The 21,650-nt window shown below is 71.1% G+C and carries 20 protein-coding genes; 13 read left to right on the forward strand and 7 right to left on the reverse strand.

Translation table 11 applies throughout. The features are described from left to right. Positions 1 to 211: 211 nt before the first annotated feature. On the forward strand, positions 212 to 1,504 hold the full coding sequence (locus OIE47_RS19805) for a M16 family metallopeptidase (RefSeq protein WP_326556038.1): 1,293 nt from the start codon (positions 212 to 214) through the stop codon (positions 1,502 to 1,504). Next, positions 1,501 to 2,847, forward strand: a complete 1,347-nt coding sequence (locus OIE47_RS19810; protein WP_326556039.1) for a M16 family metallopeptidase — start codon at positions 1,501 to 1,503, stop codon at positions 2,845 to 2,847. The genes OIE47_RS19805 and OIE47_RS19810 overlap by 4 nt, the downstream gene beginning before the upstream one ends. Positions 2,848 to 2,874: 27 nt before the next feature. Here OIE47_RS19810 and OIE47_RS19815 read toward each other — a convergent pair whose 3' ends face one another. Then, the gene (locus OIE47_RS19815; protein ID WP_442791969.1) at positions 2,875 to 4,110 is read right to left on the reverse strand and encodes a phosphatase PAP2 family protein; all 1,236 of its coding nucleotides are present in this window, start codon (positions 4,108 to 4,110) and stop codon (positions 2,875 to 2,877) included. Between the two features lie 117 nt (positions 4,111 to 4,227). Between OIE47_RS19815 and OIE47_RS19820 the strand changes: the two genes are divergently transcribed. The 7 genes from OIE47_RS19820 (at position 4,228) to OIE47_RS19850 (ending at position 10,881) form a co-directional block, all read left to right on the forward strand. Beyond that, positions 4,228 to 4,668 (forward strand): hypothetical protein, encoded by a 441-nt coding sequence (locus tag OIE47_RS19820; protein ID WP_326556040.1) that lies wholly within the window; start codon positions 4,228 to 4,230, stop codon positions 4,666 to 4,668. Next, positions 4,665 to 5,768, forward strand: a complete 1,104-nt coding sequence (locus tag OIE47_RS19825; protein ID WP_326556041.1) for an MFS transporter permease — start codon at positions 4,665 to 4,667, stop codon at positions 5,766 to 5,768. The genes OIE47_RS19820 and OIE47_RS19825 overlap by 4 nt, the downstream gene beginning before the upstream one ends. Before the next feature lie 38 nt (positions 5,769 to 5,806). After that, entirely contained in the window at positions 5,807 to 6,832 is a 1,026-nt protein-coding gene (locus OIE47_RS19830; RefSeq protein ID WP_326556042.1) for an aspartate-semialdehyde dehydrogenase, read from the forward strand. A 64-nt stretch (positions 6,833 to 6,896) separates the two neighbouring features. Further along, a complete protein-coding gene (locus OIE47_RS19835; RefSeq protein ID WP_326556043.1) occupies positions 6,897 to 7,337 on the forward strand; it encodes a PPOX class F420-dependent oxidoreductase in 441 nt (146 codons plus the stop codon). Between the two features lie 125 nt (positions 7,338 to 7,462). Next, positions 7,463 to 8,788, forward strand: a complete 1,326-nt coding sequence (locus OIE47_RS19840) for a M20 family metallopeptidase (RefSeq protein WP_326556044.1) — start codon at positions 7,463 to 7,465, stop codon at positions 8,786 to 8,788. Positions 8,789 to 8,993: 205 nt separating this feature from the next. Then, positions 8,994 to 10,142 (forward strand): carboxylate-amine ligase, encoded by a 1,149-nt coding sequence (locus OIE47_RS19845; RefSeq protein ID WP_326556045.1) that lies wholly within the window; start codon positions 8,994 to 8,996, stop codon positions 10,140 to 10,142. A gap of 76 nt (positions 10,143 to 10,218) precedes the next feature. Next, complete coding sequence (locus OIE47_RS19850) at positions 10,219 to 10,881, forward strand: nitroreductase family protein (protein ID WP_442791970.1); 663 nt, start codon at positions 10,219 to 10,221, stop codon at positions 10,879 to 10,881. A gap of 6 nt (positions 10,882 to 10,887) precedes the next feature. Here OIE47_RS19850 and OIE47_RS19855 read toward each other — a convergent pair whose 3' ends face one another. Then, positions 10,888 to 12,531, reverse strand: a complete 1,644-nt coding sequence (locus OIE47_RS19855) for an NAD(P)-binding domain-containing protein (RefSeq protein ID WP_326556046.1) — start codon at positions 12,529 to 12,531, stop codon at positions 10,888 to 10,890. 153 nt (positions 12,532 to 12,684) lie between these two features. Here OIE47_RS19855 and OIE47_RS19860 point away from each other — a divergent pair, with 153 nt between their 5' ends. From OIE47_RS19860 to OIE47_RS19875, 4 genes are all read left to right on the forward strand, one after another. Next, on the forward strand, positions 12,685 to 13,755 hold the full coding sequence (locus OIE47_RS19860; RefSeq protein WP_326556047.1) for a Gfo/Idh/MocA family oxidoreductase: 1,071 nt from the start codon (positions 12,685 to 12,687) through the stop codon (positions 13,753 to 13,755). A gap of 81 nt (positions 13,756 to 13,836) precedes the next feature. Then, on the forward strand, positions 13,837 to 14,253 hold the full coding sequence (locus OIE47_RS19865; RefSeq protein WP_326556048.1) for a CBS domain-containing protein: 417 nt from the start codon (positions 13,837 to 13,839) through the stop codon (positions 14,251 to 14,253). A 298-nt stretch (positions 14,254 to 14,551) separates the two neighbouring features. Continuing rightward, positions 14,552 to 14,926 (forward strand): SCP2 sterol-binding domain-containing protein, encoded by a 375-nt coding sequence (locus OIE47_RS19870; protein WP_326556049.1) that lies wholly within the window; start codon positions 14,552 to 14,554, stop codon positions 14,924 to 14,926. After that, the gene (locus OIE47_RS19875; protein ID WP_326556050.1) at positions 14,923 to 17,040 is read left to right on the forward strand and encodes an amylo-alpha-1,6-glucosidase; all 2,118 of its coding nucleotides are present in this window, start codon (positions 14,923 to 14,925) and stop codon (positions 17,038 to 17,040) included. The genes OIE47_RS19870 and OIE47_RS19875 overlap by 4 nt, the downstream gene beginning before the upstream one ends. A 27-nt stretch (positions 17,041 to 17,067) precedes the next feature. On the opposite strand, the gene OIE47_RS19880 is transcribed toward OIE47_RS19875, so the two are convergent. The 5 genes from OIE47_RS19880 to OIE47_RS19900 form a co-directional block, all read right to left on the reverse strand. After that, entirely contained in the window at positions 17,068 to 17,340 is a 273-nt protein-coding gene (locus tag OIE47_RS19880) for a flavin reductase (RefSeq protein ID WP_326556051.1), read from the reverse strand. After that, complete coding sequence (locus OIE47_RS19885) at positions 17,333 to 17,650, reverse strand: DivIVA domain-containing protein (RefSeq protein WP_326556052.1); 318 nt, start codon at positions 17,648 to 17,650, stop codon at positions 17,333 to 17,335. The genes OIE47_RS19880 and OIE47_RS19885 overlap by 8 nt, the downstream gene beginning before the upstream one ends. A 116-nt stretch (positions 17,651 to 17,766) precedes the next feature. Continuing rightward, entirely contained in the window at positions 17,767 to 19,848 is a 2,082-nt protein-coding gene (locus OIE47_RS19890; protein WP_326556053.1) for an amylo-alpha-1,6-glucosidase, read from the reverse strand. Beyond that, the gene (locus OIE47_RS19895) at positions 19,845 to 20,219 is read right to left on the reverse strand and encodes an SCP2 sterol-binding domain-containing protein (protein WP_326556054.1); all 375 of its coding nucleotides are present in this window, start codon (positions 20,217 to 20,219) and stop codon (positions 19,845 to 19,847) included. The genes OIE47_RS19890 and OIE47_RS19895 overlap by 4 nt, the downstream gene beginning before the upstream one ends. Positions 20,220 to 20,273: 54 nt before the next feature. Next, on the reverse strand, positions 20,274 to 21,527 hold the full coding sequence (locus OIE47_RS19900) for an MFS transporter (protein WP_326556055.1): 1,254 nt from the start codon (positions 21,525 to 21,527) through the stop codon (positions 20,274 to 20,276). Between the last annotated feature and the right edge of the window lie 123 nt (positions 21,528 to 21,650).

The following is a 21,650-nucleotide window of genomic DNA, read 5'->3' on the forward strand; positions in this document are numbered from 1 at the left end:
ACGACCGGACCTTCGGGTACGACGGGCAGCAGGCATCCGTGACCAGTAGATCGGCCGGGCCGACCGGTGGTGGCCGACGCGGCCAGGATCCCCCGAAGGGGATCGCGATCGCCCCGACCGGCAGCGCGCCACGACACCGCGCGCCGATGATCCGGCAGTTCGCTCGACCACCTGTGCCGTGGCGGCGTCCGGATCGGATAGCGTCGTGCCCATGCCCGAGACCGGTTACCCCTGGCCGATCGAGACCACCCGGCTGGACAACGGCCTGCGTGTGGTTGTCAGCGAGGACCGCACCGCCCCCGTGGTGGCGGTCAACCTCTGGTACGACGTCGGGTCGCGACACGAACCCGAGGGCCAGACCGGCTTCGCCCACCTCTTCGAACACCTGATGTTCGAGGGCTCGGTCAACGTGGCCAAGACCGAACACATGAAGCTCATCCAGGGCTCCGGCGGGTCGCTCAACGCGACCACCAACCCGGACCGGACCAACTACTTCAACACGGTGCCGGCCGAGCACCTGGCCCTGGTGCTCTGGCTGGAGGCCGACCGGATGGGCGGCCTGGTGCCGGCACTGACCCAGGAGACGCTGGACAACCAGCGCGAGGTGGTGAAGAACGAGCGGCGCCAGCGGTACGAGAACGTCCCGTACGGCGACGCGTGGCTGCGTCTGCTGCCGCTGCTCTACCCGCCGGGGCACCCGTACCACCACTCGACGATCGGGTCGATGGACGACCTGAACGCGGCCGACCTGACCACCTTCCAGAACTTCCACACCACCTACTACGCGCCGAACAACGCGGTCCTCACCGTCGTCGGCGACACCTCGGCCGGCGAGGTCTTCGCACTGGCCGAGCGGTTCTTCGGCGGGCTGAAGCCACGGGCCGACATCCCGTCCGCACCGGACGGGCTGGTGGTGCCGTCGACCGGCGTACCGGCACGGGAGACGGTGTACGCCGACGTACCGGCGCCGCGGGTCTTCCTGGCCCACCGCACGTACCCGTTCGGCACCCCGGAGTACGACGCGGTGACGGTCCTCGGCTACCTGCTCGGCCACGGCCGGGGCAGCCGGCTCTACCAGCGGCTCGCCGACGGGGCCCGGCTCGCCCAGCCGGACAACATCGGCTCGTACGGGGTCGACCTGGCGCACGCTCCCGCCCCGCTGATCATCACCGCCACCGCCCGCCCCGGAGTCTCCGCCGACGAGCTGACCGCCGGGCTGACCGAGGTGGTGGACGAGCTCGCCGACGGCGGGGTGACCGGGGCCGAACTGGACCGGGCCCGCGCCCTGCTGACCACCGCCTGGTGGCGTTCGCTGTCGACGGTCGACGGCCGGGCCGACACCCTCGGCCGGTACGCGCTCCAGTTCGGTGACCCGGCCCGTGCGGCCGACCGGCTGCCGGGCTGGCTCGGGGTCGGTGCCGACCAACTGGCCGAGGTGGCCGCCGAGGTGCTGCGTCCGGCCGACCGGGTGACCCTGACCTACCTGCCGGAGGAGAAGGCATGACGCTCATCGCTGACCGTCCGGAGACGGGCGAGCCGCGCCCGTACCGGTTCCCGCAGGTGGTCCGGCGGACGGTGGCCGGCGGTGACGTGGTCGCCGCCCACCTGCCCGGCCACAACCTGGCCGCCGCCACGCTGCTGCTCGACGCGGGCGCCGGCCGGGAGCCGCTCGGCCGCGAGGGGCTCGGCGGGGTGCTGGCCAAGGCCCTCGAAGAGGGGACCGCCCAGCGGGACTCGTCCGCGTACGCGCTGGCCCTGGAGGGGCTCGGTACCGAGCTGAGCATCGGCAGCGACTGGGACGCGTTCCAGGTCGGGGTCCAGGTGCCGGCGCGCCGGCTGCTGGCCGCGGTGCAACTGATGGCCGAGGCCGTCCGGACGCCCAGGCTCGACCCCGCCGACATCACCCGGGTACGCGACGACGAGGTCACCGCCCTGCGGATGTACTGGGCCAACCCCGGCCCCCGGGCCGACGCGGCGCTGCGGGCCGACCTGTTCGGGGCCGACCAGCGGCACGGGCGGCCGATGGACGGCGACCCGGACTCGGTGGCCGCGATCGGCATCGACGACGTGACCGCGTTCCACGCCGACCGGCTGCTCCGGCCCGGCACCCTGCTCGTCGCCGGTGACCTGGACAAACTCGATCTCGACGCGCTCGGCGGGGCGGCCTTCGCCGGTGCCTCCGGTGCCCCGGCCCCGGTCGAGGCGCCGCTCGACGTCGCCGTACGCGACCAGCGGCGGATCATCGTGGTGGACCGGCCCGGTTCGGTGCAGTCGACGCTGCGCATCGGGCACCCCGGACCCCACCGCGCGCACCCCGACTACGTGTCGATGACCCTGGTCGGCACCGTGCTCGGCGGGGCGTTCACCTCCCGGCTGAACCACCTCCTGCGGGAGGTACGCGGCTACACCTACGGCATCCGCGCCGACTTCGGCCTGTCCCGGCGGTTCGGCCGGTTCGTCGTCGCCGGAAACGTACAGACGGCGGTGACCGCGCCCGCCCTGGTGGACGCGATCGGTGAGATCAGCCGTACCGCGATCGAGGGCGTGACCGAGCCGGAGTTGGCGGTCGCCCGGTCCTGGCGGGCCGGTCAGCTCTCGGTGGAACTCCAGTCGCCTCGGGCGATCGTCGGCGCCCTCGGCACCCTGGTCCTGTACGGGCTGCCGGACGACTACCACGCGACGTTGCGTACCCGGTTGTTGGCCTCGACCGAGGCGGAGGTGTCTGCGGCGGCCGCGACCCACCTGCACCCGGACGGCCTGACCCTGGTGGTGGAGGGCGACGCGGCGATGATCCGGGACGAGATCGCGGCGACCGGGCTCGGCGACGTGGTCGACGCCGGGCAGTAGCCCGACCAGGTGGTGTGGCGGAGCCGGTCAGCGGGAACGCTGGCCGGCTTCCGTCGTCTGGTTGCCCGTGCCGACCCGTGCGCCGTCCTGCTCGGGTGCCTGCCTCGGCCGGGGTGTCCCGGCCGGGTCGGTCGCACCGGTGTCGGTCGCCCCGGCCGACCGGTCCGGTCCGGTCGGGGCGACGGGGCCGGCGGGTGGCTCGTCCGGACCGCCGGGAGCGGTCGGTGGGCCGGACGGACCGGCGGGACCGGTGCTCGGGCCGATCGGCGGATGGGGGCCGCCCGGGTCGGGGCCGGGGCCGGCCAGCCGTGCCCGGCGCGCGGCCCACCAGCGTTCACCCGCGCCGACCAGCAGGAACACACCCACCACGTAGGCCCAGCCGACCAGCACGTCGATCACGTAGTGCTCGCCGGTGTAGACCAGGGTGAAGGTCATCGCCAGGGGATACGCCAGCAGCAGCGGCCACCATCGGCGCTTCACCGACGGCAGGAAGAAGAGCACGACAAAGAGCGCGAACGCGGTGTGCAGCGACGGCATCGCGGCCACCGGGTTCGAGGCGAGCTGGAGCACGTTGAGCGTGTTGCCGGCACCGTGCAGGCCGAACTCCTGCCAACCCCGGTTCGAGATCCGGGCCACCTCGACCGGGAGGAAGCCCTCCACCGAGGCCCACCACGGCGGAGCCGCCGGATAGACGAAGTACGTGATCAGGCCGGCCAGGCTGAGCGCGAACCAGCGGCGCATGAAGGCGGCCCAGCGCGGGCGGGACTTCAACCAGAGCACGACCGCGGCGGCCAGCGCGGCGACGAAGTGGGAGAAGTAGACGAAGCTCGCGAGGACGTCGTACCAGCGGACGTCGGGGTGGAAGAGATGCTCCTGCAACCAGATCGTCGGGACCACGCCCCCGGTCGCCCACCCGAACATCCACTCGTCGGCGTGGATCAGCTCGGTGACGTGCGGGTCGAAGTAGTCGTCGGCGAAGCCCCGGGAGACGTTGTAGATCGCGAGCAGGATCACCACCGGCAGCCAGTCCCGGGCGAAGACCAGGTGCTGCCGCCACGGCAGGTGGATGCCCCAGGCGACGGTCGCCGCCCAGAGCCAGAAGAAGGCGTAGAGCGGGTCGGTGGGCAACCCGATCAGCAGCCAACCGGCCACGAAGGCGACGATCCAGACCGCCATCGCGCCGGCCCGCCGCAGACGCAGCTCAGCGGCGGTGCGCTCGGGGGCGGACCCGGCCGGCGACCCGGGCGGTTGCTTCCTCTCCATGGCGACCCAGGCTAGCCGTCCGGTCTGATCGCGACCGACGGCGGGGCGGGATGTCCGGGATGGGACGAGCAGGCCGGGGGAGGAATTTTCCGGGCGACGGCCAGTATTGTGCGGCGAATGGAAACGCTGACCGCCCGCGGTCGCCTGGTCCGGGTGGTGGTGACCCTGGTCGGCGCGGGCCTGTTGTTGGCCGGGACGCTGGTCGGCTCGGACGACAACTTCCCGTTCGGTCCGTTCCGCATGTACGCCACCACCGACCGGCTCGACGCCCCGGTGGCCGAGGCACTGGTGCTGGCCCGGGACGCGGCCGGGGACGAGTTCGTGCTGACCGAGCGGGAGACCGGTATCCGCCGGGCGGAGATCGAGGGGCAGCTGAGCCGCTTCGCCGCCGACCCGACGCGGCTGAACCTGGTCGTGGACGCGTACCACCGGCGCAACCCGGATCGGCCGGCGCTGGACACCGTCTCGATCGTGATCCGCCGGCACGCCATGACCGGCGGCCGACCGACCGGGGTCGACACCGACGAGACCGTCGTCAACTGGCAGGTGACCCGGTGAGGCGGGTCGGCGACTGGCTCACCACGCCGGTGCCGCTGGGCCGGGTGGCGGCGTTCCGTACGGTGGCCTACCTCCTGGTGGCGGCGGACATCGTCTTCTTCACCGGTTGGTTGCGGGGCCGGACCGCGGTCTCCGGCGAGCTGTACGCGCCACTGCTGGTCGGCCGGATGCTGCCGCTGCCGACCCCGAACGCGGCCCTGGTGACCACGCTGTTCTGGGTGCTGCTGGCGGCCACGCTCGCCGCCGCCACCGGGCGGGCACCCCGGCTGCTCGGCTGGACGGTGCTGGCCCTCTACTTCGAGTGGCTGGTCATCGCGTTCAGCTACGGCAAGGTCGACCACGACCGGTTCGGCATCCTGGTCGCCCTGGCGGTCCTGCCGACCGTCGGCCGGGCCCGGCACGGCGACCTGACGCTCAGCGCCAAGGCCGGTTGGGCGCTGCGGGCGACCCAGCTCGCGGTCATCGCGACCTACTTCCTGGCCGCCTGGGCGAAGCTGCGCTTCGGTGGGCTCGACTGGCTCACCGGCGCCACCCTGGCCCGTGCGGTGATCCGGCGCGGCACCTTCGCCAGCGACTGGCTGCTGGACGTGCCCGTACTGCTCACGATCGGGCAGTTCGGGATCATGGCGTTCGAGCTGACCAGCCCGCTGGTGTTCGTCCTGCGCGGTCGGGCCCGGTACGCCATGATCGGCTTCTTCTACGTCTTCCACGCGGTGACCTGGTCGGCGATCACCATCTCGTTCATGCCGCACCAGGCGGCGATGACCGCCTTCCTCCCGCTGGAACGGGTACGTCCGGTGGTCTGGGCCCGGCGGCGCCTCACCGGCCTGTCCCGGACCCCTTTCGGCCGTGCCGCCGACCCGCTCGGTGCACCCGTGTCCCCGGCCGATCAGGTGATACCCGTGTCCCCGGCCGGGCCGGTGATACCCGTGTCGCCGGCCGGACCCGTGACGTCGGTCGGACCGCCGTCCGGTGACCCGCCGCCGGTGGGGGCGGTGGCCGGGGCCGCCGAGCCCGGACCGCCACTCGTCGACGACACCACCGGGGCCGGTGGTGCGGGCGGTGGCGGTGGGGCCGATCGGGCCGGCGGTGGGAACTGAGTGCCGTGCCGGCCGATCTTCTGGGTAGCCTCACAGACATGAGGATTGGCATTGTGGGCGCCACCGGCCAGGTCGGCGGCGTCATGCGGCAGGTGCTGGCGGACCGGCGGTTCCCGGCGGAGCAGGTACGGTACTTCGCCTCGGCGCGCTCCGCCGGTCAGGTGCTGCCCTGGGGCGACACCGACGTGACCGTCGAGGACGCGTCGACCGCGGACTACCGGGGACTGGACATCGTGCTCTTCTCCGCCGGTAAGGGGACATCGCGCGACCTCGCCCCACGGGTCGCGGAGGCCGGCGCGGTGGTGATCGACAACTCCTCGGCCTGGCGGATGGACCCCGAGGTGCCGCTGGTGGTGGCGGAGGTCAACCCCCAGGCCGCGGCCGTACGCCCGAAGGGCATCATCGCCAACCCGAACTGCACCACGATGGCGGCGATGCCGATCCTGCGCCCGCTGCACGAGGAGGCCGGGCTGGTCAGCCTGGTCGTCGCCACGTACCAGGCGGTCTCCGGTGCCGGTCTGTCCGGCGTCGGCGAGCTGGACGAGCAGGTACGCAAGGTCGCCGAGCAGGCCAGCGGACTGACCTTCGACGGGTCGGCGGTCGACTTCCCGACCCCCCGCCAGTTCAGCCAGCCGATCGCGTTCAACGTGCTCCCGCTCGCCGGCTCGATCGTCGACGACGGGTCGGACGAGACCGACGAGGAGCAGAAGCTGCGCAGCGAGAGCCGCAAGATTCTCGACCTCCCCGGGCTGCTGGTCTCCGGGACCTGCGTACGGGTGCCCGTGTTCACCGGCCACTCGTTGCAGATCAACGCCCGGTTCGCCCGGCCGATCAGCCCGCAGCGTGCGGTGGAACTGCTCGCCACGGCGCCGGGTGTGGCGCTGGAGCAGGTGCCGACCCCGTTGAAGGCGGCCGGTCAGGACCCGACCTACGTGGGTCGGATCCGGGCGGACGAGACCGTCGAGCACGGCCTGGCCCTCTTCTGCTCCAACGACAACCTGCGCAAGGGCGCCGCCCTCAACGCGGTCCAGATCGCCGAACTGCTGGCCGGAACGCCGGCCTGAGTGACGTACGCCGGGTCGCCGGTCAGTGTCGCCCGGCGACCGGCCCGGAACAGGGGAGGAAGACATGGCTGACGACCGTTTCGACGAGGCACTGCTCGACCTGCTGGGCAGCCGACCGTACGGGGTGCTGGCGACCATCAAGCGCGATGGTCAACCCCAGCTCTCCAACGTCGTCTACCACCTCGACCGGAAGCAGGACCTGATCCGGGTCTCGGTCACCGACGGCCGGCCCAAGACGGCGAACCTCCGGCGGGACCCGAGGGCCAGCCTGCACGCCACCTCGCCCGACGGCTGGGCGTACGTGGTCGCCGAGTGCGGTGCCGAGCTGGCGCCGCCGGCCACCGACCCGCACGACGCCACGGTGGAGGAACTGGTCGACCTCTACCGCGCCGTCAGCGGTGAACACCCGGACTGGGACGACTACCGGCGGGCCATGGTGGCCGACCGGCGGCTGGTGCTCCGGTTGACCATCAGGCGGGTCTATGGCATTCCGCCCCGGAGCTGACGCCCGGCACCGTCAACCGCCGGGGATATCGCCGGAATGCTCTCTTGCCGCCCATCATGGTCGTAGGAATGCTCTCTTGTCGTTGATCGGCGATTCGGGCGCGATTCCGCTCCTACCATCAGGCAATGGTGCATCTCGATGCGATCCGATCCGCCGCCCGGTCACTCACTCCGATGTGGACCGACCGGATCGGTGAACTTGTCTCGTACGAATCACCGCCAGGAGCGCTGCCCCAGCTGAACGCCTGCGCCGACCTGCTCGCCGGCTGGGGCGAGACGATCCTCGGCCGTCCCGCCCAGCGCCTGCTCCGCGACGGGCTACCCCACCTGCTCTGGCCCGCCGAGCGGCAGAAGGTGCTGCTGCTCGGACACTTCGACACCGTCTGGCCCGAGGGCACCATCCGGGAGTGGCCGTACCGGGTGCGGGACGGGATCGCCACCGGTCCGGGGGTGTGCGACATGAAGGGCGGCATCGTCCAGCTCCTCGCGGCGCTGTCCCTGGTGACCGACCCCTCCGACGTGGGCGTGCTGCTCACCTGCGACGAGGAGACCGGCTCGACCACCTCACGGGCGCTGATCGAGGAACAGGCCCGGCGCTCGGGCGTGGTGCTGGTCTGCGAACCGTCCACGGAGGACGGAGCGCTCAAGGTGGCCCGCAAGGGAGGGTCGGTCTACCGGGTCGAGGTCCGGGGCCGGGCCGCGCACGCCGGGGTGGAGCCGTTCCGGGGCATCAACGCCACCATCGAGCTGGCCCACCAGGTGCTGGCCGTACAGGCGCTGGCCTCCGTACCGGACGGTACGACGGTGACGCCGACCGTGGCCAGCGCCGGCACCACCACGAACACGGTGCCCGAGTCGGCGACCTTCTGCGTCGACGTACGGTCCTGGAGCCGGGCCGAACTGCACCGGGTGGACCGGATGATGCACCGCCTGGTGCCCCGGCTGGCCGAGGCCGGGCTGACCCTGGGCGGGGGCCTCAACCGGTACCCGATGACCCAGGCGGTGGCGCTGCCGCTGCTCGCGCTCACCCGGTCCGCGGCCGTCGCGATCGGCCTGGAACCACCGGCGGGTGTCTCCGCCCCCGGCGCCTCGGACGGGAACTTCACCGCCGCGCTCGGCGTGCCCACCCTGGACGGACTCGGCGCGGTCGGCGGATATCCGCACGGCCGGGGCGAGTACATGGACCTGCGGCGGATGCCGGAGCGGGTGGCGCTGCTGACCGCACTGGTCGAGCGGCTGCTGACCGGCCCGCTGCCGCCGCACCTCCCGCCCGCCGCGCTGGACACCCCGGCCGGAGCCGGATCACCGGCGCCGCTCGGCGCGCCGGCCGGAGCCGGATCGCCGTCACCACTCGACGCGCCGAGCCTGCTCGACCCGTCGGCCCGGCACGGTTCGCCGGTTGCGCGGGACCTCCAGGCGGGACACGACGTGCCGGCGGGGCAGCCCGGCTGAGCGCCCCGGCCGGGGACACAGAGACGCGTACCGGCGGTTTCGTCCGGCGACACCCGCCCGCCGGATCGCCCCGGAACCCGTCCGTCTGCCTAGGATCGGAGCACCAACTGCTGTCCGCCGCTCCGGGTCCGGCGGACCGGGCCGACGCCGTCCGACGCCTCGGCGACCGGCTCGCCGAGCGCACCCGGCGAAGGTGGGCGCGGGTATGACCGGCACAGCCGAACTTCCAGTGGAGCACGCCGTCGGTCCCCGGTTCGGGGTCGAGGAGGAGTTCCTCGTGGTCGATCCGGAGACCCGGGAGGCGGTTCCGCAGGCGGAGGCGGTGCTGCGGCGGGCAAAGGCGGAACTCGGCGAACGGGTCGGTGGCGAGATCACCACGTTGCAGGTCGAGACCAAGACGACACCCTGCCACGACGTGACCGAACTGCACCGGCAACTGGTCGAGGGGCGGGCCGTACTCGGGGTCGCCGCCGGGGCCGAGGGACTGCGGGTGGTGGCGAGCGGCAGCGCCGTGCTCGGCGACGTCGTACCGCCGCCGATCGTCTCCGGCGAGCGCCCGGCCAGGGGTACGGCGACCTTCCGGGGCCTGCACGACGAGGTGGCCATCTGCTCGGTGCACGTGCACGTCGAGATGCCCGACCGGGACCGGGCGGCGCTGGTCAGCAACCACCTGCGGCCGTACCTGCCGGTGCTGATCGGGTTGACCGCGAACTCGCCGTACTGGGCGGGGCGGGACACCGGGTACGCGAGCTGGCGCACCATCGCCTGGCACCGGTGGCCGGTCGCCGGGCCGCCGCCGTACTTCACCTCGGCCGAGCACTACGACCGGGTGGTGGACACCCTGCTCGACGCCGGTGCCCTGGTCGACCTCGGCACCCTGTTCTGGGACATCCGGCTGTCGGCACACCTGCCCACCCTGGAGATCCGGGTCGCCGACGTGCCGATCACCGCCGAGGAGTCCGCGCTGTTCGCCGCCCTGGTCCGGGCGCTGGTCGTACGCGTCGGCACGGAGGTCGACCGGGGCGAACCCGGACCGGTGGTCCCGCCCGAACTGCTCCGGGTGGCCTACTGGCGGGCCGCCCGCGACGGGCTCGCCGGACACGGGGTCGACCCGCTCACCGGCGAGCTGCGCCCGGCGGTCGACCTGGTCGACCGGCTGTTCCGGTACGTCCGACCGGTGCTGGCCGAACACGGCGACCTGCCGCTGGTCACCCCCTGGCTGGACCGGCTCCTCGGCACCGCCGCCGACGGTGCGGTACGGCAGCGCCGGGCGGCGGCGCGGCGCGACCGGCTCACCGACGTGGTCGACGAACTCGTCGCGCAGACCGTCCCGGAGCTGGTCAACGCCGACTGAGCACGCTCGCGGTGGGCAGCGGAGCCGGTCCGGGTGACCCTTGTGGGGTACGGCCATACACCCCGGGGAGGCGTGGATGAGCACCACCCAGCAGGCTGAAACGAAACTGGTCCAGACGGCACGGCGACCGCCGGTCGAGATGGTCCGGACCGCACGGGCGTACGCGGAGCAGATGGTCGCCCGCCGCTCGGTCCGCGACTTCTCCGACGAACCGGTCCCACCGGAGGTGATCGAGGCGGCCGTGTCGGCCGCGGCGAGCGCACCGAGTGGAGCCAACCGGCAGCCGTGGCGGTTCGTGGTGCTCACCGACCCGGCCCGCAAGCGGCTGCTGCGGGATCGGGCCGAGGCGGAGGAGCGGGACTTCTACGACCATCGGGCCACCGAGGAGTGGCTGAGCGCCATCGCCCCGATCGGCACCGACTGGCGCAAGCCGTTCCTCGAGGTCGCCCCGGTGGTGATCGTGGTGTTCGAGGTGCACCGGGGCGGGGAGGACCCCAAGCCGTACTACGTGAAGGAGTCGGTCGGGATCGCGGTGGGGATGCTGATCAGCGCCCTGCACCTGGCCGGGCTGGCGACGCTGACGCACACCCCCAGCCCGATGCGGTTCCTCAACGAGGTCTGTGAACGCCCGGCGCACGAGCGCCCGTACCTGGTGCTGCCGGTGGGTTACCCGGCCGACGACGCACGGGTGCCGGAGCTGACCCGCAAGCCGCTGGCCGAGGTGATGATCGAACGGTGAGTGGGATCAGCGCAGTTGCGCCTCCGGTACGGCGACGTCGGCACTCAGGTGGGCCTGGAAGAACGCGTGCAGCGGAGCCACGTGCCGGTCCGGGCGGGTCCAGTGGGCGAGCAGGTCCTCCAGCAGGTGCCGTTCCTCGACGATCGAGCCGTTGCGGTACCGCCGCACGACGGGATGGATGAAGGCACTCTCCGCGGCCCGGTCCGGTGACGGGTGCCGCTCTATCGCGAACACGTCCGAGTAGTCGTCCCGGCCCCACCGCAGGGTGACCGTGTAGAAGTGCGACGAGTCGCCGAACCGCTGCACCGCATAGTCCTCGGGCAGGTCCTGGTAGTGCCGGAACTCGCCGGTCCGCTCGTCGCGTACCAGCACGTCGCAGAGGTACTCGAACTGGGTCCACAGGGCGGAACTCCAGTTCAGCCGCTCCAGCGTGAGCGAGGTCAGTTCCTTCGGCTCGGCCGGCAGCAGGTCGTAGGCCAGCGGCACCTCCTCGTACGACTCCTGTAGTAAACGGGTGAGCGTACGGAGGTTGTAGCGAAAGCCGTCGATGAAGGCCGACGACGCGCGCTTGAAGTCCCTGGCCTGGGCGATGGTTCCGGCGAAGTACAGCCCCGGCACGTTGGTCGACTGCCAGTCCGGGCCGGTCGCCGGCATCCGCCCGTTCGGGGCCAGCTCGGGGCGGCAGTTCGGGGCGAACACCGAGGTGTCCATCACGAACCCGGTGCAGCGGATCACCGAGTCGTACTCCAGCAGCTCCCGCTCGCCGTCGGCGTGGGTGTAACTGATCTCGACCTCGTACGCGTCACCCGCCGGGCGGATCACGTCCACCGTGCAGTCGAGCACCGAGTGCAGGGTCTTGAACTGGTAGCTGTCGAGCAGCGCGCCGTAGTGGGTCCGTACGTTGCCGGGGTGTTTGGTGTTCCAGGCGAGCTGGAGCGGTCGGGGGCTGGCCAGGTGCACCATCGCCGCGTGGCCGAGGATCGCCGACGCCGTCTCGAACGCCGAGTTGCCCTTGCCCAGGATGAGCACCCGCTGGTCGGCGAAGGCGGCCGGATCGGTGTCGACCTCCTCGTACCCGATCGCGTGCTCGATCCCGTCGATCTGCGGTACGTAGGGCGTGGCCCACCCGGTGGCCACGATGACACAGCCGGCCCGGATCGCCCCCCGGCTCGTACGGACCAGGAAGCCGGTGTCGCCCTCGACCCGCTCGATCCGTTCGACGGGTTCGTCGAACCGGATCGCTAGGTGGTGTTCGCGCTGGAAGTCGTCGAGGTAGCGGACCAGGTCGTCGGCGTGCGGGAAGTAGTCGCTGCTGTAGTGCGGGAAGTGCAGCTCGGGCTTGTCGTTGAGCAGCGAGTTCCAGTCCCAGCGGAGCCGGATCTCGGGGTCGTTGCTGCGGGTGTGCACCTTGTTGAGGGAGATCAACCGGCGGTGTCGGGGGTAGTGCCGGAAGAAGTGCGCGGGCGCCGGCTCGCGTTCGAGCGTGACGTAGTCCGCGCCCACCTGTTGCAGGTAGTAGCTGAGCTGGATCCCGGCCGGGCCGCCACCGACGATCACGTACTGGTGCCGTTCAGGTTCCGGTTGCGTCGTGTGGGCTGGGTCGGTTGGCCGGTGCTCGTAACGCTGCTCGCTGGTCCGGATCTCGGGCACGCCGTCATCCTCCTGTTGCTCACCGTCAGAGATCGACCATGGATGATCCGATCGAGCCTGTCAAACGGTGGCTGGGAAGGCCCCTTCCCACCCAAAAAGCGATAACAAGGGGCCCTTCCCTCCCTTTCAGGCGGGCGCTGTTTAATACCGATCATGAGTACGGACACAAGCGCTGACCTGCGAGTTGGCATTCTCGGTTACGGCATCGGTGGCCAACGTTTCCACGCCCCGCTGGTGGCGGCGACGCCCGGCCTGTCAGTGGCGGTGATCGTCACGGGTGACCCCGAGCGCGCCGCTCGGGCCGGGGCGGACTATCCACAGGCGCAGGTGGTGCCCACCGCCGACGACCTGTTCGCGGTCGCCGGGTCGCTGGACCTGGTGGTGGTGAGCACACCGAACCGGACCCACGTGCCGCTCGCCCTTCGGGCCATCGAGGCGGGGCTCCCGGTGGTGGTCGACAAGCCGTTCGCGCCGACCTCGGCGGACGCCCGGCAGGTTCTCGACGCGGCGACACGGGCCGGGGTCGGGCTGACGGTGTTCCAGAACCGGCGGCTGGACTCGGACTTCCTGACCGTACGCGGGGTGCTGGCGTCGGGGCGGCTCGGCAACGTCTACCGCTTCGAGTCGCGGTACGACCGCTGGGTGCCGACGCCGAAGGAGAACTGGCGCGAGTTCGGCGACCCGGCCGAGGCCGGCGGGCTGCTGTACGACCTCGGCGCGCACATCGTCGACCAGGCGCTGCAACTGTTCGGCCCGGTCGCCGAGGTCTACGCCGAACTCGACCGCCGCCGGGCCGGGGTGCAGGTCGACGACGACACCTTCGTCGCGTTGCGGCACGTCAACGGGGTCCGTACGCATCTCTGGGCGTCGGCGCTGGCCGGCACCCGCAACCCGCGCTTCCGGGTCCTGGGCGACCAGGGCACCTTCACCAAGTACGGGCTCGACGTGCAGGAGCCGCAGGTGCTCGCCGGCACCCGCCCGGGTGACCCCGGCTGGGGCGTCGAGCCGGCGGAGAACGCGGGAGTCCTGGGCGTGAACGACGAGGTCGAGACCGTACCGACCGAGATCGGGCGGTATGAGCAGTTCTACGCCGAGGTTCGGGATGCCCTCCTGGGCCGGGGCGGGTTCCCGGTCGACCCCGCGAGCGCGGTGGAGGGGCTGCGGGTGATCGAGGCGGCGTACACCTCCGCGACCGAGCGCCGGGTGGTCCTGCTCGACCACTGAGCGCGTCAACCGGTCGGGTTCCCTCTGTTACCCGGCGGCGGTCGCGGGTAGACGGCAACCGCCGACAGAGAGAGGAGCACCATGACGACCGTCGGAGAGTTCATGACGACCCGGTTGGTGACCATGGACGGCACCGACACGCTCACCGCCGCGGCCCAGGAGATGCGGGACAGCGCCATTGGCGATGTGATCGTGACCAGCGGGGACGCGGTGATCGGCATCGTCACCGACCGTGACATTACGGTGCGCGGGGTGGCAGATGGGCTGGATGTCGGCAGTGCGACGCTCAGCCAGATCCTGAGCCACGACGTCGTCACGGTGACCCAGTACGACGACGCCGTGGCAGCCGCCGACCTGATGCGGACGTACGGCGTACGGCGGCTGCCGGTGATCGAGGAGGGCCGCCTGATCGGGTTGGTCTCGCTCGGAGACCTGGCGGTGGAGCGGGAGCCGCAGTCCGTTCTCGCCGACATCAGCGCCGACGACCCGAACAACTAGAACACCCGCACCAAGAACGACAGGCCGTGACCGCGCTGATCCCCCTACCGGGACTCAGCGCGGTCGCGTCTCCCCCCTCCCCCGGCTGCCAAACGCGACGATCTTGCAGTTGTGGTGGCGCACAAATCCGGATAAGTGCCTTGATCCGGGGCGCCACAAGTGCAAGATCGACGAGGGAATGTCGGGGGTCGGGGGGCGGGGGGCAACCTCACCCTTTGGGGAGGATGCCTGGCCACCGGGGTGTGGGGGACGCTGCGGGGGACGTGGGCTACTCGGGCAGTACGGAAGAGGGGGACCGATGGCAGATCCGACCGCCGACTTCTTCGACGGCCTCGGCCATCGCGGGCCGGAGCCGATGCTGACGAGGGTCCGGGGCACGGTCCGGTTCGACCTCGGGCACCGGGACGGGACCGACCACTGGGTGCTGGTGATGAGCGAGGGGAACATCAGCGCCAGTCGCGGGGAACGTCCGGCGGACTGCGTGGTCAGCACCCAACTCCAGTTCTTCGACCGGGTGACCGTGGGCGAGGCGAATCCGATCGCGGCCCTGCTGCGCAACGAGATCACGGTCGAGGGCAACCTGCTGCTGTTCCACTACTTCCAACGTCTCCTACCCGGTCCTCCGGGCGCACGCGACCCCCGTGAGCTGGTCCAGGAGAGGCGGCAGAAGTGACGGACCTGGTAAGCATCCTCGACGGCAACACCTTCCTGGTCAGCGACAGCCGGGGCGACATCGACCCGTCGCCGACGTTCCCCACCGGCCTGTTCTCGTTCGACACCCGGTTCCTGTCCCGGTGGGAGCTGACCATCGACGGGGAACGGCTCAACCCCCTGTCCATCGACGATCTCCAGTACTACGAGACCCGGTTCTTCCTCGTACCGGGGGAGCCGACGCACTACGTCGACGCGAAGGTGTCGGTGGTCCGCCAGCGGACCATCGGCGGCAGCTTCGACGAGCAGCTCACCGTCCTGAACCACCAGGGCGAACCGGTCGAGCTGACCATCCGGATGGAGGTCGGGTGCGACTTCGCCGACCTGTTCGAGATCAAGGACGTGAAGGAGAAGGTCGGTGCGGCGCAGGCGTACGTCGAGGAGGGGCGGCTGCGGCTCAGCTACCGCCGGGACACCTTCCGGCGTGAAACCTTCATCACGTCGACCACCCCGGCCGAGATCGACGAGCACGGGCTGACCTTCCGGGTACGGATCGAGGCGCACGCGGAGTGGACCACCAACCTGCACGTCGAGACCATGGTGGAGGGCGCCGGTGGGCGCGACCTGCGACTCGGACTGATCAACCACACCAGCCGGATCAAGACGGAGATGCAGAGCGACCTCGCCGAGTGGATCGGACGGGCGCCGAAGCTCGCCTGCGACTGCGAGCCGCTGGGTGACACGTACGAGCGCAGCCTGGCCGACCTCGCCGCGCTGCGGTACACCCCGCTCGCCTTCGAGACGAAGGTGCCGACCGCCGGCCTGCCCTGGTTCATGACCCTGTTCGGCCGGGACAGCATCTTCACCTGCCTGCAGTCGCTCCCGTTCACCCCGGAACTCGCCGGGCCGACGTTGCGGATCCTCGCCGTGAAGCAGGGCACCAAACTGGACGACTTCCGGGACGAGGAGCCGGGCAAGATCCTGCACGAGCTGCGGTACGGGGAGTCGGCGGCGTTCCAGGACCAACCGCACTCGCCGTACTACGGCGCCGCCGACTCGACGCCGCTGTTCGTGATCCTGCTGGACGAGTACGAGCGCTGGACCGGGGACGTGGAACTCGTTCGCAACCTGGAGCAGGAGGCGCGTGCCGCCCTGCGCTGGCTCGACACGTACGGCGACCTCAGGGGCGACGGTTACCTCTGGTACGAGCGCCGCAACACCCGCAACGGGCTGGAGAACCAGTGCTGGAAGGATTCGTTCGACGCCATCTCGTACCGCGACGGGAGGCTGCCGTCGTTCCCCCGGGCAACCTGTGAGCTACAGGGTTACGCGTACGACGCGAAGATGCGCGGGGCCCGGTTGGCCCGACGGGTCTGGCACGATCCGGTCTTCGCCGACCGGCTGGAGCGGGAGGCGGCGGACCTGAAGGCCCGGTTCAACCGGGACTACTGGGTGGAGGACGGCGAGTACTACGCGCTGGCGTTGGACGCCGAGGGCGGTCAGGTCGACGCGTTGTCGTCGAACATCGGCCACCTGCTCTGGAGCGGGATCGTCGACGAGGACAAGGCCCCGAAGGTGGCCGCGCACCTGCTCGGGCCCCGGCTCTTCTCCGGCTGGGGCGTACGCACCCTGGCGGAGGGGGAGGGACGGTACAACCCGGTCGGATACCACGTCGGTACGGTCTGGCCGTTCGACAACTCGTTCATCGCCTGGGGACTGCGCCGGTACGGGTTCGACGAGGAGGCCGGAAGGATCGCCGAGGCGATCATCGACGCGTCGCAGTACTTCCGGGGCCGGCTGCCCGAGGCTTTCGCCGGCTACGACCGGGTGCTGACCAAGTACCCGGTGCAGTACCCGACCGCGTGCAGTCCGCAGGCGTGGTCGACCGGTACGCCGATGCTGCTGCTCCGGGTCATGCTGGGGCTCGAACCGCACGACGAGCACCTGGTGGTCGACCCGGCCCTGCCGCGCGGAATGGGCCGGTTGGAACTGCTCGACATTCCCGGCCGGTGGGGCAAGATCGACGCCTTCGGTCGCGGCCGGGTCGACATCCACCACGAGCAGGAGGTGGTCGACCTGGAAAGCGACCGGTCGAACGAGCCACTGATGCAGGCGTTGCCGGACAGCAACGGCTGACCCCGACCGGATCCGGGCAGCCGGCCGTCAGCTCCAGCTACGGTCGGGGTTCCGGCTGGCGCTCAGCGGGCGCTCGCTCCAGTGCACGAACCGCTCGGCGAGTTCCTCGTTGGTCAGCGCCGGCAACTCCTCCCGGGCCTGCCGCAGCAACAGGTGCAACTGGTTCTCGAGCCCGATCGGATTGCCCTGGTAGAGGTATTTCAACTGTCGCTTGCGGACGATGCACGGCCATTCCTGTCCGCAGGCGCGACACGACCAGTCGGGGCGGGCGGCTACGTGGATCCCGGGTCCGTCAGTCACCGTGGCGTTCCTGGGGGCGGCGATACGACTCGTTCGTTTCCTGCGTGCCCCGTACGTAGCAGACGCTGTGCTGGCGCTGCCAGTCCCGCAGCGCGGTCTTCATCATCGCGGCCTCCTCTCGTGCGCTCGCCAGTTCCTGGTACAGCACCGCCAGGTCCACCTCGACCAGGTCGAGGAACTCGCGTACCTCGCCCGGCGCGTAACCGCGCCGGCCGAGCCCGGTCGGGTTGAATCTCTTTCTTCGTACGTCCCTGGGGGTCAGGAGGGCGCTGCCCCGTGGGCGGCGAATCGTGTCGCGCGCGTCCTCCATGGCCCTCATCCCGATCCCATTGACGTGTCTGACGTGGGTCAAACGGAAACTGGCAGGTTGCCGTGACGGTAACCGCTGTCGCGTCCCCACTCGTAAGACAGTCGTATTTCCGGCAGTTACGCCGCGCCGTCACGACCGTTGTCGTCCGTCGCCGGCTGGGCCGCGGTACGCAACCGACCGCGCCCGAACGCGTCGATCCGCCCCCATCGGCCGGGTATGCCGAGCAGTTCGATCCGACCCAGGCTGGCCGGCACCGCGGGCCGTACGGTCAGCCCGTCCTCCTGGGGTTCGAGCCCGAGCATCGTACGGAGGAGCAGCAGTGGCGCCCCGGCCGACCAGGCCTGCGGGCTGCACGCGGTCGGGTACTGCACCGGGTAGGTGGTGAGGTCCCGGTCGTAGCCGGCGAACGCCTCCGGCAGCCGGCCCTGGAAGTACTTGGCCGCGTCGATGATGCTCTCCGCGATCCGGGCCGACTCCTCGGTGAACCCGTACTTCGCCAGGCCGGCGGCGATGATCGAGTTGTCGAACGGCCAGACCGTGCCGACGTGGTAGCCGAGCGGGTTGTACCGGCCGTTGCCCTCGGCGAGCGTACGCACACCCCAGCCGGAGAACATCGCCGGACCGAGCAGGTGCCGGGCCACCATCGGTGCCTTGTCCTCGTCGACGATCCCGCTCCAGAGCAGGTGCCCCATGTTCGAGGCGAGCCCGTCGACCTGCCGGCCGTCACCGTCGAGCGCGAGCGCGTAGTACTCCCCGTCCTCCACCCAGAAGTCGCGGTTGAACCGCATCTTCAGGTCGGCAGCCTCCCGCTCCAACCGGTCGGCGAGCACGGGGTCGTCCCAGAACTTCCGGGCCATCCGGGCGCCCCGGATCTTCGCGTCGTAGGCGTACCCCTGGATCTCGCAGGTCGCCCGGGGGAAGCTCGGCAGGGTGCCGTCCCGGAAGCAGATGGCGTCCCAGGAGTCCTTCCAGCACTGGTTCTCCAGGCCGTTGCGGGTGTTGCGGCGCTCGTACCAGATGTAGCCGTTGCCGACCAGGTCGCCGTAGCTGTCGATCCAGGACAGTGCCAGTCGCGTCTCGTCGGCCAGTTCGCGTACGAGTGCGGTGTCGCCGCTCCAGCGTTCGTACTCGTCCAGCAGGATCACGAACAGCGGGGTCGAGTCGGCCGCACCGTAGTACGGCGAGTGCGGCTGCTCCTCGAACGCGGCCGACTCGCCGTACCGGATCTCGTGCAGGATCTTTCCGGGCTCCTCGTCGCGCAGGTTGTCCAGCCTGGTGCCCTGAAGGTCGGCCAGGGTACGCAGGGTGGACGGGGCGATCTCCGGGATGAACGGCAGCGTCTGCAGGCAGGTGATCATGCTGTCCCGGCCGAACAGGGTCATGAACCAGGGCAGGCCGGCGGCGGGCAGTTTCTCCTTGCGCAGCAGACCGGTGTAGCGCAGCGCGGCCAGGTCGGTGATGCTGCGTTCGTACGAGTCGTTCAGCGGCTCGCAGTCGCAGGCCAGGTGCGGCGCCCGGGCCATCCACTCGTCCAGGCGGCGCTGCACGTCGGGGCGTCCCCGTCCCCGTTCGGACGTCGGGAGTTCCGCCGCCGCCGACTCGTCCGCGCTCGGGAAGAGGGTGACCACCCGCAGTACGGTGGTCCACTTCCCGTGCGGCTCGATCCGGATCCGGAACGTCATGCCCTGCTCGTCGATCTCGGCCTCGTGGCTCGCCGAGATGACCGTCTCGCGGTAGAAGGCGTCCCGCCGGTAGCTCAGCCGCAGCGTGCCGTCCTGCACCCGAGTGGTGATCACACCGCGCTTCGGCAGCAGGTTCTTGATCTCGAACAGGTCCGCGAAGTCGCTGCCGATCTCCATCCGTACGGTGAAGTCGACCGCTTCCTCCTGGTGGTTCAGTACGGTCAACCGCTCCTCGAAACCACCGCCGACCGTACGTTTCCGGATCACCGACGCCTTGGCGTCGATGTAGTGCGTCGGCTCGCCCGGAGCGAGGAAGAAGCTGGTCTGGAAGTACCGCAGGTCGTCGACGGAGAGCGAGTGCAGGTGCTCACCGTTGATGGTCAGCTCCCAGCGCGCGATGAACCGGGTGTCGAGCGCGAACAGACCCGTCGGAAAGCTGGGCGAGGGGTCGATGTCGCCGTTGCGGCTGCTCACCACGAAGGTGGCGCCGTCGAGGATGCTGACCGGCTCGGTCACCGGGTGTCCCGCTCCCGGACCATCCGGCGCGGGTCGACCGCGCCCGGTGCGGCGGGAAAGAACCGGCGGAACATCATCAGCAGCGGGATGTCACCGTCGAGCACACACTCGGTACGGATCATCGCGGAGATGACGTTCGCCTGGCCGGTGGTGAAGCGGTCGAACAGTTCGCTCTCGACGTGCACCACACAGTCGGCGTCCCGCAGGTCCGGGGAGACCGAGATGTTGCCGTGGTGCATGGCGACGAACCAGTGCTCGATCTCCGTACCGTGTCGCAGGTCGAAGCGGAGCGTGCCGTGGGCCCGCTTAGGCAGCAGGTCGGGTGCGCGCTCGCCGAGACCGTGGAAGAAGCTCGTTGTCACCTCGCCCATACGCGTACTCCTCCTCGTACGAAGAAGCATCACCCCGTACGCGGGGCGGGCACATCACCCGGAGGAGGTGAACTCCGTACCCCCGCCCCGGCGGCCACGGAGCAGGAGCAGGCCGCTGGCCAGGGCGGCGGCGACGGGAGCGAGCACGAATCCCACGGTGACCCGCCCGCTCGTGTCGAGCAGGGCGCCGTTGACCGCCGCGCCACCGGCGCTGCCCACGGAGAAGGCGGTGGCCGCCCAGGCGAACGCCTCGGCGACCGTGCCCACCGGGGCGACCCGGTCGATCGCCACGAACGCGACGGTGAGCAGCGGCGGGAGCGCGAGCCCGCTGACCGCCATCAGGACCAGCATCGCGGGCGGGGCCGGGGTGAGGAGCAGGGGCACGTATCCGGCTGCGAAGACCGCTGTCGCCCGGGGCAGGGTGGCGTGCCGGCGCAGGCCGGTGAAGCGTACGTAGAGCAGGCCGCCGGCCAGCGCCCCGGTGGCCTGGGCGGCGAGCAGCCAGCCGGCCCAGGAGCGGGCACCGGACGCCTCGGCGTACGCGGTGGCGGCCACCGTCACGCTGCCCACCCCGGCACCGACCAGCACCAGCGTGCCGAGGATCAACCGCAGCCGGGCGGCGCGCAGCGGACCGGCCCAGTGGCGTACGGCCGGCTCGCCCCGCCACCGGCGGACCGCACCGGTGGTGGCGAACCAGGCGGTGCCGGCGGCCTGGAACAGTGCGGCGGCGGCCAGGCCACCGGACGGGCCGACCAGGCCGACCGCGGCGAGGGTGACCACCGGGCCGAGGATGAAGATCGCCTCCTGGACCGCGATGTCCAGCGTGTACGCGGTCTGCACCTGGTGGGCCGGGAGCAGGTCGCGCCAGAGCACCCGCAGGCATGACTCGAACGGCGGTGCGCCCGCCCCGGCCAGCGCGGCGGCGAACACCGTGACCGGGAGGTTGACGTGGGCGGCGGTGAGCGCGAAACCGACCGTGGAGACGACCATGGCCAGCCACAGCACCGGCGGTTGGCGCCACCGGTCGGCGACCCGGGCGAGCATCGGCTGCCCGACCGCCATGCCGGCGGTGTACGCGCCGACCAGCAGCCCGGCCACGGTCAGCGTCATCGTCTCGCGGGCGAAGATCAGCAGGGCCAGTGGCGCGGCACCGAGCGGGATCCGGCCGAGCAGGCTGGCCGCCAGTACCCGCGCGGTCTGCGGCGCCCGGAGCACGGCCAGCGCGGAGGTGTCGGTGGGTGACGCCGGTTCAGAGCCTGGCGCGTTGGTGGACTCGGTATACGGCGTGTTGGCGGAGTTTTCGGGCATGACGGGTCGCTCCCGGAGCGGGGGAAGGGGCCGGACGGTGGTCGGTTCGGCGAACCCGTCAGGGAGCGAAGTCGGCGCGCTCGTGGTCGTTGCCGTACAGCGGCAGCGCGGGCGTGATCCAGC

Origin of the sequence: Micromonospora sp. NBC_01796, from assembly GCF_035917455.1 — a bacterium.
Taxonomy (GTDB): Bacteria; Actinomycetota; Actinomycetes; order Mycobacteriales; family Micromonosporaceae; genus Micromonospora_G.

Bases quoted from the DNA above. Each gene is read 5' to 3' on its own strand.
- OIE47_RS19805 (WP_326556038.1), top strand. From the start codon at position 212: ATGCCCGAGACCGGTTACCCCTGGCCGATCGAGACCACCCGGCTGGAC.
- OIE47_RS19810 (WP_326556039.1), top strand. From the start codon at position 1,501: ATGACGCTCATCGCTGACCGTCCGGAGACGGGCGAGCCGCGCCCGTAC.
- OIE47_RS19815 (WP_442791969.1), bottom strand. From the start codon at position 4,110: ATGGAGAGGAAGCAACCGCCCGGGTCGCCGGCCGGGTCCGCCCCCGAG.
- OIE47_RS19820 (WP_326556040.1), top strand. From the start codon at position 4,228: ATGGAAACGCTGACCGCCCGCGGTCGCCTGGTCCGGGTGGTGGTGACC.
- OIE47_RS19830 (WP_326556042.1), top strand. From the start codon at position 5,807: ATGAGGATTGGCATTGTGGGCGCCACCGGCCAGGTCGGCGGCGTCATG.
- OIE47_RS19835 (WP_326556043.1), top strand. From the start codon at position 6,897: ATGGCTGACGACCGTTTCGACGAGGCACTGCTCGACCTGCTGGGCAGC.
- OIE47_RS19840 (WP_326556044.1), top strand. From the start codon at position 7,463: ATGGTGCATCTCGATGCGATCCGATCCGCCGCCCGGTCACTCACTCCG.
- OIE47_RS19845 (WP_326556045.1), top strand. From the start codon at position 8,994: ATGACCGGCACAGCCGAACTTCCAGTGGAGCACGCCGTCGGTCCCCGG.
- OIE47_RS19850 (WP_442791970.1), top strand. From the start codon at position 10,219: ATGAGCACCACCCAGCAGGCTGAAACGAAACTGGTCCAGACGGCACGG.
- OIE47_RS19860 (WP_326556047.1), top strand. From the start codon at position 12,685: ATGAGTACGGACACAAGCGCTGACCTGCGAGTTGGCATTCTCGGTTAC.
- OIE47_RS19865 (WP_326556048.1), top strand. From the start codon at position 13,837: ATGACGACCGTCGGAGAGTTCATGACGACCCGGTTGGTGACCATGGAC.
- OIE47_RS19870 (WP_326556049.1), top strand. From the start codon at position 14,552: ATGGCAGATCCGACCGCCGACTTCTTCGACGGCCTCGGCCATCGCGGG.
- OIE47_RS19885 (WP_326556052.1), bottom strand. From the start codon at position 17,650: ATGGAGGACGCGCGCGACACGATTCGCCGCCCACGGGGCAGCGCCCTC.
- OIE47_RS19895 (WP_326556054.1), bottom strand. From the start codon at position 20,219: ATGGGCGAGGTGACAACGAGCTTCTTCCACGGTCTCGGCGAGCGCGCA.
- OIE47_RS19900 (WP_326556055.1), bottom strand. From the start codon at position 21,527: ATGCCCGAAAACTCCGCCAACACGCCGTATACCGAGTCCACCAACGCG.